Here is a 14,067-nt window from a genome sequence, read left to right as displayed (position 1 = left end):
ATCTACGAAAAAGATAAACGATATTCGGTCACAGAGTAATGCTCTTCATTGGCCTTAAGCGTGGCGCTGGGGAAATGACTTTGATTAGGTGAGTCTGGGTAGAACTGCGTTTCAAAGCAGTATGCTTGTTTACCTTGATACTCTGTTGCGCCTTTTCCAATGGGCTCTGGTCCAACGTAATTTGCTGTGTAAAGCTGCATGCCAGGCATAGTAGTCAAAACACTCATAGTGCGCCGACTTTTGGGCTCGAAAGCCTTAGCGACCAGCTCTGGCGCATTCATCTTGGCTTGGTAAGCATCTAAGCACCAGTTGTGATCAAAGCCATTACCAAGTTTTATCTGCTTATGGCTGGACTGTAATGGGCTCTTAAGTGTCGTCATTTCACGCAAGTCAAACGGCGTGTTATTTACATCAACTAATTCCCCCGTGGGGATAGCGTGCTCATCGGTTGGGGTGTAATAACTGGCCAAAATTTGCACTTGATGATCTTCAACGGAGCCGCTGTTATGTCCGGCTAAGTTAAAGTAACTGTGTTGGGTAGGATTGAACACCGTGTCTTGCGCTGCTTTTGCGCGGTAGGTTATTTTCAAACCTGTTTCATGCAAAGTGTAAGTCACATTGACTTCTAATCGACCGGGAAAGCCTTGATCGCCATCTTCACTGGTAAGCGTTAGCATCAAGGAAGCTTCAGCGTCATTATCTAGTGTTTGCGCTTGCCAAACTCGGCGATTAAACCCTTCAAAACCGCCATGTAAGCTGTTACCACCTTGATTCACATCTAACTGATAATTTACATCGTTTAACGCAAAATGTCCTTTGGCGATACGGTTTGCGTAGCGCCCAACAAGTGCCCCTACGTAAGCTTGGTCAGCGATATAATCTTCGAGAGTATCGAAGCCAAGCACGATATCCACTGGTACCTGCGGCACATCTGATTTTAACGGTTCTGCATCTGGCACTAACCAGCGACGAATGATGCCGCCCAAATCAAGAATATCTACCTGCATACCGACTTTATTTCGCAAGCTGTATTCAGTGACTTTCTGTCCGTCAGGCAGCGTCCCAAAAAGGCGATGTTTGATCATTTCGTATAACCCAAGGTGCTTTGTACCGCGTTTTCCCAGCCCGCAATTAGTTTTCGGCGCTGAGAAGAAGGCATTTCAGCGTCAAAGCTGCTTTCTACTTCGTTCATACTGGCTAGCTGCTCACATGACGCGTAGATGCCCGCTTTAAGACCGGCAAGATAAGCCGCGCCTAGGGCTGTGGTTTCCATGATTTTAGGCCGCTCTACTGTGACATCTAAAATGCCAGCCAAGAATTGGCATAACCAGTTATTGCCAACCATACCGCCATCGACGCGAATTTTATCCAGTGATACGCCATCTTCTGCCATGGCATGCAGCAAATCTGAGGTTTGATAACACACTGACTCAAGGGCCGCGCGCACGAAGTGTGCATTAGTGGTGCCTCGAGTTAAACCGAATACGGCACCGCGAGCATCTGGCGCCCAATGTGGCGCGCCTAGTCCTGCAAAGGCCGGCACCATGTATACACCATGATCGTCATCCAATGACTTGGCTAAGTCTTCAGTTTCTGAAGCACTTTTAATGACGCCTAAACCATCACGCAGCCATTGAATGGCAGCGCCAGCAATAAAAATTGAGCCTTCAAGGGCATAATGGGTTTCACCTTTAATGGTGTAAGCCACGGTCGTGAGCAGTTTATTTTTAGAGTTAAAGGCTTTGGTGCCTGTATTTAGCATGACAAAACAGCCAGTACCATAGGTGCTCTTTATCGCGCCCTCTTTGAAGCAACATTGTCCTATGCTGGCGGCCTGTTGGTCTCCTGCAACACCTAGGATTGGCAAGGAAAAGCCGAATAAATCTTCGGTAGTATGGCCAAAGTCATCAGCGCATTCTTTGACCACGGGTAACACTGATTTAGGGACGTTGAAGACCTCTAGCAGTTTGGGATCCCATGCCATGTCATGGATATTGAATAAGTTGGTGCGACTGGCGTTGGTCACATCAGTGGCGTGCACCTGTCCGTCAGTTAACCGCCAGATCAAAAACGAATCAATCGTACCGAAAGCCAAGTCTCCGACGTCTGCTTTTTCACGAGCCCCTTCAACATTATCTAAAATCCATGCGACCTTTGAGGCGGAAAAATATGGGTCAAGCAATAAACCTGTGCGTGAATTCACCACGTCAAACAAGCCTTTATCTTGCATTTCTCGGCACGTTTTTGCGGTGCGTCTATCTTGCCATACAATGGCGTTGTAAATAGCTTGGCCTGTGTTTCTATCCCACACGACCGTAGTTTCACGTTGATTCGTAACGCCAATCGCTGCGATACGGGCGCCTTTTGCTATTGCTTCTGAAATAGCTTGGCGACATACCACAACGGTTGATGACCAAATATCTTCTGGGTCATGTTCTACCCAACCATCATTTGGGTAATGCTGAGTGAATTCTTGTTGGGCTACGGCAATAATGCTCGAATCGGGCGCAAAAATAATGGCTCGTGTTGAAGTAGTACCTTGGTCAATAGCTAATATACAATCTTTGATCCGCATCGCAATTTCGGTCCTTTTACAGGTTAACTTTTTATAGGTTAACTTTGTTGAGATTTTCTGTTCTTTTCATCGTCTAGCGCTTTATTGAGAAGGGTTTTTGCTTCTAACAATAGGCTACGCATTTGGTTCTCAGCGGACTGATGATCACCCGCCAAAATATAATCTAGGATCTCTTGATGATCTTCCACACTTGCACGGTCTACGCCTTTGTGGCGGTTGGTAATACGAATACTGAAACGTAGCGCAACCTCAATGGTATGACGCATATTCCAAAAAAAACGATTTCCGCTGGCTTCTAAAATGCCAACATGAAAAGCAATGTCAGCATCGAGGTGATCGTCTTCCCCCCTTGCTGCTGCTTCCATACGCTCAATAGCTGCGTTCAGGGTTTGCCGGTTTTCTTCTGTTAAATTTTGCGCCGCCAAACCTGCTGCTGCAGGCTCAATGGCTAAGCGCATATCGGCGAATTCTGAAATAATTGGCAGTGAGCCTTTTCGATCCAGTAGCCAATTTAAAATATCAGGGTCTGACAAGTTCCACTGTGACTCTGGTAACACTATGGTGCCGCGGCGAGGGCGGGCATCTAACATGCCTTTCGCGGTTAGCATTTTTACTGCTTCACGCAATACCGTGCGACTTGCATCAAACGATTCGCACAGCGCAGCTTCTGCCATAAGCGGCTCCCCTTGTGGGTACTCACCCAAAGCAATTGCCTTGCCCAACGATTGCACTATGTGACGGGTAAAATTCCCGCTAAACATTCTACTTGCCATTATTTTTTCCGCGTTTCATTGTTATTTTAATTAATGAGCTGACAGTGCCAGTTTCGCCGAGACGGTGTTATTGCCGCCGAGGCACTGTACATATTGGCTCCGCTATTCCATTAAACGGTGTGTGATAAATCATTACCGCCCCATTGTGCTTATAGATTTCATCATCCTCACGAGATAGCCCTTCTCGTGCTGATGTAATAATTAGATGATTAAGGTCTGGGCCGCCAAAACTTACGCATGACGGCTGTTGGCAATCAACGGGTAGGGTGAAATCTAGTGTTCCTGATGGGGAGTATCGTTTTACACAAGCGCTTCCCCACTGAGCATTCCAAAGGTAACCCTGATTGTCAATGCACGAGCCATCTGGAAATGCGTTGCCTGTCGTAGCAAAAAAATGCTCCAATTGACTTGGCGTGCCACATTCAGATTCAAAATCACTGCGCCATACTTGTTGCTTAGCTGAATCAGCGAAATACATTGTTTTACTGTCGGCGCTGAACGCCAGCCCATTAGCGATGGAAATGCCATCTAACATTGTGCGCGCTTGGCCATTAGCGTCTAAGCGATAGAGTTTGGCTTGTTGGTCGCTTGCAAGTGTGGAGACATCCACACTGTCATCTTCGATGACGGAGCCGGCCCAAAAACGCCCTTGACGGTCAACTTTGCCGTCATTCATACGAGTGTAAGGTAAATCGGCTTCTATTTTGCTTATCCATTGGATGTCTTGTTCAATCGGATTAAAAAATGCAAAACCCGTTTCAAACGCAGCGATAAACCAATCTGGCTCAGGGGTTAAGCCAAAAGAACATAATCTTTCAGGGCAGGGGTATTGAGTAACCTTGTTATCAAAATCCCAGCGATAGAATTGTTTGCCTAGTATGTCTGTCCAAAAGGCACATCGTTGCCTGGGATCCCAAATGACGCCTTCGCCTAATTCGTTTTCCACTGCTAAGCAGCGATATAAACTCACGTCTTTTGACTGATTTATTGGCTTCACGTTACGATTGCTCGCTTGGTGTATTAGCGGCGAGGTCGCGCCATTTTACTGAAGCTAGGGTTTGTAGGCCTAATAAGGTCGCATCTTCGTTGCTAAAATGTTCAGTGCTGATCCCCATATACTCTAGTGCCTCAACATACAAACCGCAGATATGGTCCGAGCCAATGACTGCCACATGCGAGAAAATATCAAAATCTTGCATAGCCGCTTTTACATCTGACCCAATCAGTAAGCCTGACAAATAACCAGCAGCTTCTGCGTTGGTGCGTTTGTCGATGATCTGATACGCCCGGGTAGCAAACAAGGTATGCAGTAAGTTACTCGATTGATGCATGCCTACCCGTAATCCATTGGTAAAACTGCTTTTACACCAGCTGGGTACAGAAGCAGGGCTAAGCAGTACACTATGTTGACTCAGCACTTCATAGAGTTCTCCCACTGGACTGGTAACAAAAGAAGCAATGCTTTCACCTTCACATAATGCCCATTTGGTATGGGTGCCTGGCAGGCAAATCAAGCGTTTATGGGAGGCGTTAAGCACTTGAGACAAAAAGCCGAATACTTGGGTTTCTTCACCGCGCATAATATCAGGCAGATGATGGCGGTTCTGACAAGACACACCGGGTAAAATGGTGATGTTCAAGCCGCGAGCTGAAAAACTTTTACTCAACGCCAATAAGTTGTTCTTATCTGTGGGACAAGGCACATAGCTGGTTTGTTTCCAGCCGGTGTCAGAGCCGACGGCACCAATTAAAAATACCGGCACATTTCCGTATAATTCTATCCAAGGTTGGCATAACTCAAAAAATCGAGACTCAGGGTTATTAATATATTTGATGCCCATGCCCTTGGTGCGTGCCAAAACGGTGAGCTCTTGTTGATGAAAGCGGCACAAGTAGAGACGGCATACGCTTGTGCCCCAATCACCCAAAATAATAATATCAGACTGCATGTTCATCAGGTTCGCCCTGCGTCAATGACAAACTGCTGGCCAGTAATCATTGCGCTGTCCTCTGCTGCTAAAAATAGCGCCATGTTAGCCACATGTATGGGTTCAAGACTGCCGCGCAGGGCAACGGATTTTTGCCATTCCTTATCTGCTTCTGGCGTCAACCAAAGAGCGAGCTGACGGTCAGTGGCCACCCAGCCGGGTAATATAGTATTAACTCGTATGCCATATTCGCCGTATTGATTGGCCAAGGATTTACTCAAACCGTTTAACGCCGATTTAGCCGCTACGTAACCGGGCATTTGTTTTGGTCCAATCAGCACATTGATAGAGCTCATATTAATAATATTGCCAGTACGTTTGTCCCGCATTAGGCGGATCGCGCTTTGACAAGCAAAAAACGTCGAGTCGAGGTTCACAGCCATACAGTCTCGCCAACCTTGCTGGTCGATATCAAGAGGAGAGTGGCGTGTGTCATTGGCGACATTATTAATTAACACGTCTAAGCGCCCGTGACTGTGTCCGATTGAGCTTATAAAGGCTTGTAGTTCGTCTATATGCGTTGTATCTAAGTTCTTAAAAATGGGGGCTGCACCCAGCTCTGCATGCAATTTGCTGCACAATGCATGAGCAGCTTCTTCTTGCACATCAACAAAAAGGACTCGGGCTTGTTGGCGCATAAACGCTTCTACCATAACCGCACCGATACCAGTAGCACCGCCGGTTATAAGAATAACTTTGCCTTTCAGGCTTGGGTAAGTAGCGTAATTGGACATAACTAACTCATTGATATTGATAGGGCTGTCATTATAAGCAAACACGTGGTTCAATCACCAACGTCGGACAGTTTCTTATGTACATATATATTATAATATTATTTATTTTCAAATTTAACCCATTTTATTTACATATTTACCCCCTTTTGTGTGTGACTTCCTTCCCTGACTGATTAAAAATCCGCCGTCTTACCTGCCTTCGCAAACGAGTAGTGAGATTTATTTGCCTTCGGTGATGCCAAAATGCGTCACTTTTAGTAATTCCTTTCACATATCAGTCACTTCAGCCAACGCCTTGATTTCTCTGGCTTGAGGCATCGTCAAATTGCCTGTTTTATCCCTTGACATGATGGACATGAGGTACCTAAACTGTGCATCGTGGGTAAAAGTGGCAAAAAGTGGATCAAAAACTCATATTTAGTGAGAAATGGTTCTAAATCAGTAACGAATTATAAAAAAGGCTAGGAAATGTTCCGCGGCGCTAACGCAATCAATCTTGACGTAAAAGGACGGGTAACGATACCAACGAAGTATCGTCAGTCTTTGCTGGATGATTGTCAGGGGCAACTGGTGTGTACTATTGACACCCAGCAACCTTGCTTGCTGCTTTACCCACTTCCTGAATGGGAAGAAATTGAGCTTAAACTTTCGCGCCTATCCAGTATGAATCCCCATGAGCGCAGATTACAGCGTTTACTGCTCGGTTATGCAACCGAAGGGGAGATGGATAAGAGCGGTCGCTTTTTATTGACTGCGCCGCTGCGCGAGCATGCTCATTTAGATAAACAAATTATGTTGGTAGGCCAATTGAACAAATTCGAAATTTGGGATCACAGTGTCTGGCAACAACAAATACAACAAGATGTTGCGACTGAGCAAGAAGCAGCCTTTGAATTAACTGAGCGCTTGCAGGATTTCTCACTCTAATGACTACGCAACCATCACACCTATCTGTACTGCTGCAAGAATCCATTGACGGGTTAGCGATTAAACCTGATGGCGTTTATCTGGATGCCACATTTGGGCGTGGTGGTCACACTAAGCAGATATTATCTCAGTTATCGCCAAATGGACGCTTGATTGCCCTTGACCGTGACCCTTCAGCGATTGAAGCGGCTAAAGCGCTAGCGGATGACGCACGTTTCAGTATACATCATTGTAACTTTTCAGAAATGGAAGAGGTGCTTACCTCTCTTGAACTGCACGGCAAAGTAGACGGTATCTTGATGGATTTGGGCGTGTCTTCACCCCAGCTAGATGAGCCAGGGCGTGGCTTTAGTTTTATGCGTGAAGGGCCATTAGACATGCGCATGAATCCAACTAAAGGGCAAAGTGCTGCCCAGTGGTTAGCCCATGCTGAAGAGCAGGATATTGCACAAGTCATCAAAGAATTTGGTGAAGAAAAATTTGGTAAACGTATTGCTCACGGTATTGTTAATGCGCGTCAAGAAGCACCAATAACCACCACGGCGCAATTGGCCGAAATTATCGATTTGGCGGTCCCCGTTAAAGACAAGTTCAAGCATCCAGCAACGCGCAGCTTTCAAGGTATTCGTATCTATATCAACAGTGAACTGGATGAAATTCGCACGGGTTTGAAAGCCGCGTTAAATAGCTTGAATTCTGGTGGACGCTTGTCTGTGATCAGCTTTCATTCATTGGAAGACAGACTAGTAAAACGCTTTATTCGAGAGCAAAGCCGCGGTCTTCAAGTTCCCCATGGTTTACCCATTATGCAGGCTGAAATAGATTCTCATAAAGCCATGAAAGCCATAGGCAAAGCCATAAAACCCTCAAGTGATGAGTTGTCTCGAAATGTCCGTGCTCGTAGTTCGGTTCTCAGGGTTGCCGAAAAATTATGAGTACCCAAGAAACTAACTTCAAACTCGTCGGCTTTCTGCTTGCTGACCTAGCCCGCCATCCCGTGCGGGTTTTGTTGTTTTTGTCACTGTTAGTTAGCGCGGGTGCCGTTATCTTGAGTGCACACCATAATCGCCAGGCGTCGATTGCGCTTGAGCGCCTGATGCAAAAGAAAGATCAGCTAGATGTCCAATGGCGAAATCTGATTTTAGAACAAAGCGCGTTAACCGAACATAATCGTATTGAGAACTTGGTGTCTAAGCAATTAGGCATGCGCCGTCCGCAAGCTGATGAAGAAGTGGTGGTGAGAATAAAATGAGCCGAGTTAGCACCAACAAAAAACGTAATCAGCAAGCGAAGCAAAATGTCGCCCCTACTGCTTTGCAGTGGCGCTATTTGCTTGTGATAGGCGTGATTATGTTGGTGTTTGTTGGGCTATCAGCGCGGGCAGTTTACATTCAAGTTATCGACCCTGACTTGCTGATTAAGCAAGGGGATAACCGCACATTACGCACGCAAAATATGCCGGTGCACCGAGGTTTAATAACTGACAGAAATGGCCAGAATTTGGCGGTAAGTGTGCCAGTAAGAGCCATTTGGGCTGACCCGAAAACCATCGTTGAAAACGGTTCATTGAATGACAAGCGCCGCTGGCAGGCACTCGCTGACGTGTTAGGTCAAGATTACACCAAGCTCGTTTCACGCGTGAAAAATCCGAAAAAGCGTTTTGTGTACATTCAACGTCAAGTTTCACCTGCGATGGCTGATTATGTGGATCAGCTTTCAATCAGTGGGGTGTATTTGCGAGACGAATCTCGTCGCTATTACCCAACAGGAGAAGTGTCTGCGCAGCTAATTGGTTTCACCAATGTTGACGATCAGGGCATCGAGGGTATCGAAAAATTATATAACGAATGGCTGAAGGGAGCCCCTGGCAGTCGTAAAATTCGTCGTGATGGCAAAGGCCGTCAGGTGGAAATTTTAGAGCAAGAAGCCGGTGAAGAGCCAAAAGATATTCAGTTGACGATTGACCAGCGTATTCAGGCCTTTGCCTACAAAGAATTGAAAAAAGCCGTGCAGTATTACAAAGCCACTTCCGCTTCAGCCGTGGTGGTTGATGTGCAAACCGGCGAGATACTGGCCATGGTTAATAACCCGTCTTATAACCCGAATAATCGTAGCGGCGTTTCTGGTCACCGGATCCGTAATCGCGCGATTACAGATGCTTTTGAGCCCGGCTCATCGATTAAGCCTATTGCGGTGCTTAGCGCATTGGAATTTGGCTCAGTAGAAATGGACAGCGTTATTGATACCTCACCTGGTTGGATGCGCGTAGGCGGTAGCATGGTGCGAGATTCTCGTAACTACGGTGAGTTGGATTTAACCGGGATCATTCGTAAATCGAGTAATATGGGCACCTCGAAGTTGGCTTTATCTGTGCCAAAGCAATTTTTGATAGATCAGTATTACAACATGGGGTTAATGAGCGACACAGGCTCGAATCTTATTGGTGAAAGTAGCGGTATATTTCATGATCGCAGCCGCTGGTCAGAGTTTGAATTATCCACCTTATCATTTGGTTATGGCTTGTCGGTGACCACAGCCCAGCTAGCCAGAATGTATAGCGTATTGGGCAGTGGCGGCATTAAACGCCCGCTTAGCGTGATAAAGAGTGAGCAAAAAGCGCCCGAAGAGCGAGTACTCAGCGAGGACATCGCTCATGAAGTACTGACCATGATGGAAAGTGTTGTCAATGAGGGCGGCTCAGGCACGAAAGCGCGTGTCCCTGGTTATCGCGTAGCAGGCAAAACGGGCACCAGTCGAAAAGCGGTCGCTGGTGGTTACGGCGAAGAGTACGTCAGTATTTTCGCTGGTGTGGCGCCTGTATCTGACCCGCAACTTGCGGTAGTGGTACTGATCAACGAACCCCGCGGTGACTTATATTATGCGGGTGATACCGCAGCGCCTGTGTTCTCAAAAATCATGTCTAATAGTTTGCAAATGTTAAACGTTCCCCCCGATGACAAGTCAGTGTCTTCACTGGCCTCAATTACGGGAGCGTCTCATGCTGGATAGCAAACAAGTGCAAACTAACCAAGATCAATTAAAGCGGGCTCATTCAAAAACAGCGCAGAGTATAAAACCGCTACTGTTAGAATTTGCTATTCAGGCCGGGGACATTACGATTGAATCTTTGGTGCTTGATAGCCGTGATGTGGCTATTCACAGTGCATTTATTGCGCTCAAAGGCCATGTACGTGACGGGCGAGATTTTATTCCTCAAGCGATCAGCCTAGGCGCAAAGGTCATCATAGCCGAGTGCGAAACCCAAGCAGAGCACGGGCATACGAGTATGCGCGAGCAATCGTTAATCATCAGCTTTTATGACCTATCTGCTCAGTTATCCGCACTTGCGGCTGCATTTTATGGTTACCCAGCCAAGTCCTTACAAGTGATTGGCGTGACGGGCACCAACGGTAAGACATCGACAGTACAATTAACCAGTCAATTGGCAGCGCTACTTAATAAGCGTGCCGCGTCAATTGGCACATTAGGCTCAGGTGTGATTGACCAATCAGGGGCATGCGCATCGCATAGTGAAACGGCGAACACCACGCCAGACGCTATCAGCATGCATAAATTGATGGCGCAATTTGCACAAGACCAGGTTAAACAAGTCGCCCTTGAAGTGTCTTCTCATGCATTAGTACAACAACGCGTTGCTGCGCTTAAAACAGATGTGGCTGTGTTGACGAACTTAACGCGAGACCACCTCGATTATCACGGCACTATGCAAGCCTACGCCCAAGCTAAACGCGAGTTGTTGAAGCAACCTGAGCTCAGATTCGCGGTACTCAACGGGAATGAAATTGAGAGCAAGCGTTGGTTGGCGCAGTTACCTTCAGCGGTAACGCCTGTTATTTACGGGATCGCTGACGAGAGCTTAATGCTAACGGACGCTGAGCATCAATGTTTAGCCAAGGATGTCGTGTATTCGAACCAAGGGTGCCGATTTAAATTGGTGAGCTCATGGGGTGAATGTGACATTCAATTATCTCTACTAGGGCGCTTTAACATTTTTAACGCACTGGCTGCAATAGCGAGTCAGTTATGCCTAGGTGAGTCGCTAAATGACATCGCTAAGCATGCGCATTTGTTGGTGCCGGTCACCGGTCGCATGGAGCGTTTTGGTGGGAATAACTCGCCTACCGTGGTAGTAGATTACGCCCATACGCCAGATGCCTTAAAGCAAGCGTTAGTGGCGCTTCGCCAACATAGCCAAGGGCGTTTGTCGGTTATTTTTGGTTGCGGTGGTGACAGAGACACAGGTAAACGCTCTTTAATGGGAGAGGTCGCTGAAACCTACGCAGATGACATGACCATTACCAATGACAACAGTCGTTCGGAAGAACCCACCGCGATTGCTAACGATATTCTAAGTGGCTGTGTACATCCAGAAAAAGTGCAGGTGGTACTTGACCGCAAGGCGGCTATTGAACAAGCCGTATCGAATGCGACAGCGAATGACATCATTTTAGTGGCAGGTAAAGGCCACGAAGACTACCAAATTATTGGCAACCAAACGGTTGCTTACGACGAGCGTGAATACGTACAACAAATGTTTGAGAGGAACATCACATGATCCCGGTTTCATTGGCGTGGATTGCGCAGCAAGTGCAGGGCGAAATTATTCGCAGCGAAAACAGTATTGCTGAAGACGCCATAATTCAGGGTGTCAGCACTGACACACGTCATATAAATTCAGATGATTTATTTATTGCCTTGAGCGGACCAAATTTCGATGGCCATAAATTTATCGAACAGGCTCAAACAAGTGGGGCAATAGCGGTAGTTGTTAGCCGTCAAGTGGAGACCCCGTTAGCCCAAATATTAGTTAGCGATACCAAAGCCGCTCTGGGACTATTGGGACAGGCAGTAAAGCGTGAGGTAGCACCAAAGACGGTGGCTATAACCGGTAGCAGTGGCAAAACCACAGTCAAAGAAATGGTTGCTGCTATTTTATCTCGGCGCGGTAAAGTGCTCGCCACGAAGGGCAATTTCAACAACGATATTGGTGTGCCTCTTACCTTATTGCGTCTTGAAGCGCAGCACGAGTTCGCCGTAGTTGAGTTAGGTGCTAACCATCTTGGGGAAATTGCTTATACCACTGAGTTGGTAAAGCCAGATGTGGCTACAATCGTTAACGCTGCTGCTGCCCACCTTGAAGGGTTCGGCAGCTTATTAGGTGTGGCACGCGCTAAAAGTGAAATTTTCAAAGGGTTAGGAAAAGACGGGCTAGCTATTTTCAACGCCGACAGCCAATTCTACGCGTTCTGGCACGGTAAGTATGAACATCTACGTAATCAGCGTTTTTCGACCCAAGGTGAAGCCGATTATTACGCACAGGATGTCGTACTTGGTTTAAGTGGTTGCGCAGACTTTCTGATGGTCACGCCCATCGGTAAGGTGTCCATCACTTTGCCTTTGCCTGGTATTCATAACGTCAGCAATGCCTTAGTTTCTGCTGCATTAGCGATAGAAGTAGGTGCTAACTTACAAGATGTGCAAGCTGGGCTGCAGTACATGGCACAAGTAAGTGGTCGCTTACAAGTTAAGCAGCTAAGCGGTCAAGTTAAAGTACTTGATGACACATACAACGCTAACGTGGCCTCTGTAAACGCAGCCATTGATTTACTTGGCAGCTTTGCTGGGCGCAAAATTTTAGTGTTAGGCGATATGGCTGAACTAGGAGAGCGAGCACGCTTTTATCATCAGCAAGTAGGGGAATATGCCAAAGAAAAGGGCATAGACGGCTTGTACACTCTTGGCGTACTCAGTCAAAGCGCCAGCGATGTGTATCAAAAGAGCGGTTACCATTTTAGTGATAAAGACAAATTAGTCGCGGCATTAGCCGAGCATTTAGCATCGGAGAAACGAGATATCAGCATTTTAGTAAAGGGCTCCCGTAGTGCGCGTATGGAGTTGGTAGTGGAAGCTTTGGAGGCATCCCCCGTGGGAAAGTTTGAACGCTTTAGGGAGCTAATGGCATGTTGATGCTACTGGCCGATTGGCTACAACAGTTTGAGCCAAGCTTTAGGGTCTTCTCTTATCTGACGCTTCGTGCCATTTTGAGCACGCTAACGGCCCTGTTAATTGCCGTTTTAATTGGCCCGCGGATGATCCGTTGGTTGCAAACCATGCAAATTGGCCAAACGGTGCGTGATGACGGCCCTCAATCCCATCTGGCCAAATCAGGCACACCTACTATGGGTGGCTTACTGATTTTGGCGGCGATTGTGGTAAGCGTACTGTTATGGGCAGACTTAACCAATCGCTACGTTTGGGTCACGTTAAGTGTCGTTGTCGGTTACGGCATTATCGGCTTTATTGATGACTACCGTAAGGTCGTGCGTAAAGACCCAAAAGGCTTGATTGCGCGCTGGAAGTATTTTTGGCAGTCGGTTATTGCTATTGGTGTCGCCTTGTATTTATACGCCAGCCAGCAAGACCCGGCTGAAACCGCCTTGCTCGTGCCATTTTTCAAAGATGTGATGCCGCAAATGGGCATGTTCTTCATTGTGATGACTTATTTTGTGATTGTCGGCACCAGTAATGCGGTCAATCTAACTGACGGTTTAGATGGCTTAGCTATCGTGCCTACTGTTCTAGTGGCTGGTGCATTCGCGATTTTTGCTTACACCACAGGCAACATTAACTTTTCCGCTTACCTGAATATTCCGTATTTACCCTTGACCAGTGAACTGGTGATTGTATGCACAGCCATTGTCGGCGCGGGCCTTGGCTTTTTGTGGTTCAACACTTACCCAGCCATGGTGTTCATGGGCGATGTTGGCTCACTGGCACTTGGCGGCACGCTAGGGATCATCGCTGTGTTAGTGCGTCAAGAAATCGTACTGGTGATCATGGGCGGCGTATTTGTGGTGGAAACGCTCTCAGTTATTTTGCAGGTGGGATCATTTAAATTGCGCGGCCAACGGATTTTCAGAATGGCGCCAATCCACCACCACTATGAATTAAAAGGCTGGCCAGAGCCTCGCGTTATCGTGCGATTCTGGATCATCTCCATCATTTTAGTCTTGGTTGGCTTAGCCACCTTGAAATTACGTTAAAGGATA

13 protein-coding genes are annotated in these 14,067 nt (G+C 46.9%); 7 read left to right on the top strand and 6 right to left on the bottom strand.

The genetic code is table 11. From position 1 onward, the window contains the following. Positions 1–2: 2 nt before the first annotated feature. From AC0VYA_RS17835 to AC0VYA_RS17810, 6 genes are all read right to left on the bottom strand, one after another. The gene (locus AC0VYA_RS17835; RefSeq protein WP_475489160.1) at positions 3–1,085 is read right to left on the bottom strand and encodes an aldose epimerase family protein; all 1,083 of its coding nucleotides are present in this window, start codon (positions 1,083–1,085) and stop codon (positions 3–5) included. Then, entirely contained in the window at positions 1,082–2,575 is a 1,494-nt protein-coding gene (gene glpK, locus AC0VYA_RS17830) for a glycerol kinase GlpK (protein WP_475489159.1), read from the bottom strand. Before glpK ends, AC0VYA_RS17835 begins: the two co-directional genes overlap by 4 nt. Positions 2,576–2,613: 38 nt before the next feature. Beyond that, a complete protein-coding gene (locus AC0VYA_RS17825) occupies positions 2,614–3,348 on the bottom strand; it encodes a FadR/GntR family transcriptional regulator (RefSeq protein ID WP_011576261.1) in 735 nt (244 codons plus the stop codon). 67 nt (positions 3,349–3,415) lie between these two features. Beyond that, complete coding sequence (locus AC0VYA_RS17820; protein ID WP_475489158.1) at positions 3,416–4,345, bottom strand: SMP-30/gluconolactonase/LRE family protein; 930 nt, start codon at positions 4,343–4,345, stop codon at positions 3,416–3,418. A gap of 1 nt (position 4,346) precedes the next feature. Then, on the bottom strand, positions 4,347–5,303 hold the full coding sequence (locus AC0VYA_RS17815; protein ID WP_475489157.1) for a 2-dehydro-3-deoxygalactonokinase: 957 nt from the start codon (positions 5,301–5,303) through the stop codon (positions 4,347–4,349). Further along, positions 5,303–6,070 (bottom strand): SDR family NAD(P)-dependent oxidoreductase, encoded by a 768-nt coding sequence (locus AC0VYA_RS17810; protein WP_041714588.1) that lies wholly within the window; start codon positions 6,068–6,070, stop codon positions 5,303–5,305. The genes AC0VYA_RS17815 and AC0VYA_RS17810 overlap by 1 nt, the downstream gene beginning before the upstream one ends. A gap of 468 nt (positions 6,071–6,538) precedes the next feature. Between AC0VYA_RS17810 and mraZ the strand changes: the two genes are divergently transcribed. The 7 genes from mraZ to mraY are packed head-to-tail and all read left to right on the top strand — an operon-like array spanning position 6,539 to position 14,061. After that, positions 6,539–6,997 (top strand): division/cell wall cluster transcriptional repressor MraZ, encoded by a 459-nt coding sequence (gene mraZ, locus AC0VYA_RS17805; RefSeq protein ID WP_006994258.1) that lies wholly within the window; start codon positions 6,539–6,541, stop codon positions 6,995–6,997. Then, complete coding sequence (rsmH, locus tag AC0VYA_RS17800) at positions 6,997–7,932, top strand: 16S rRNA (cytosine(1402)-N(4))-methyltransferase RsmH (protein ID WP_475489156.1); 936 nt, start codon at positions 6,997–6,999, stop codon at positions 7,930–7,932. Before mraZ ends, rsmH begins: the two co-directional genes overlap by 1 nt. Next, a complete protein-coding gene (ftsL, locus tag AC0VYA_RS17795) occupies positions 7,929–8,249 on the top strand; it encodes a cell division protein FtsL (protein ID WP_011576256.1) in 321 nt (106 codons plus the stop codon). Before rsmH ends, ftsL begins: the two co-directional genes overlap by 4 nt. After that, positions 8,246–10,006 carry a peptidoglycan glycosyltransferase FtsI gene (locus AC0VYA_RS17790; protein ID WP_011576255.1) on the top strand — a complete coding sequence of 587 codons (1,761 nt, stop codon included), beginning with the start codon at positions 8,246–8,248 and terminating at the stop codon, positions 10,004–10,006. The genes ftsL and AC0VYA_RS17790 overlap by 4 nt, the downstream gene beginning before the upstream one ends. Next, positions 9,996–11,573, top strand: a complete 1,578-nt coding sequence (locus AC0VYA_RS17785) for a UDP-N-acetylmuramoyl-L-alanyl-D-glutamate--2,6-diaminopimelate ligase (RefSeq protein WP_475489155.1) — start codon at positions 9,996–9,998, stop codon at positions 11,571–11,573. Before AC0VYA_RS17790 ends, AC0VYA_RS17785 begins: the two co-directional genes overlap by 11 nt. Then, entirely contained in the window at positions 11,570–12,985 is a 1,416-nt protein-coding gene (locus AC0VYA_RS17780; RefSeq protein WP_475489154.1) for a UDP-N-acetylmuramoyl-tripeptide--D-alanyl-D-alanine ligase, read from the top strand. The genes AC0VYA_RS17785 and AC0VYA_RS17780 overlap by 4 nt, the downstream gene beginning before the upstream one ends. Next, positions 12,979–14,061, top strand: coding sequence for a phospho-N-acetylmuramoyl-pentapeptide-transferase (gene mraY, locus AC0VYA_RS17775; protein WP_473475839.1), 1,083 nt, complete (start codon positions 12,979–12,981; stop codon positions 14,059–14,061). Before AC0VYA_RS17780 ends, mraY begins: the two co-directional genes overlap by 7 nt. The last annotated feature ends 6 nt before the right edge of the window (positions 14,062–14,067 follow it).

This window comes from Paraglaciecola sp. QJM3NY_14, from assembly GCF_056173245.1.
The sequence above is the reverse complement of the archived record's forward strand: the minus strand, read 5'-3'. Positions and strand labels throughout refer to the sequence as shown.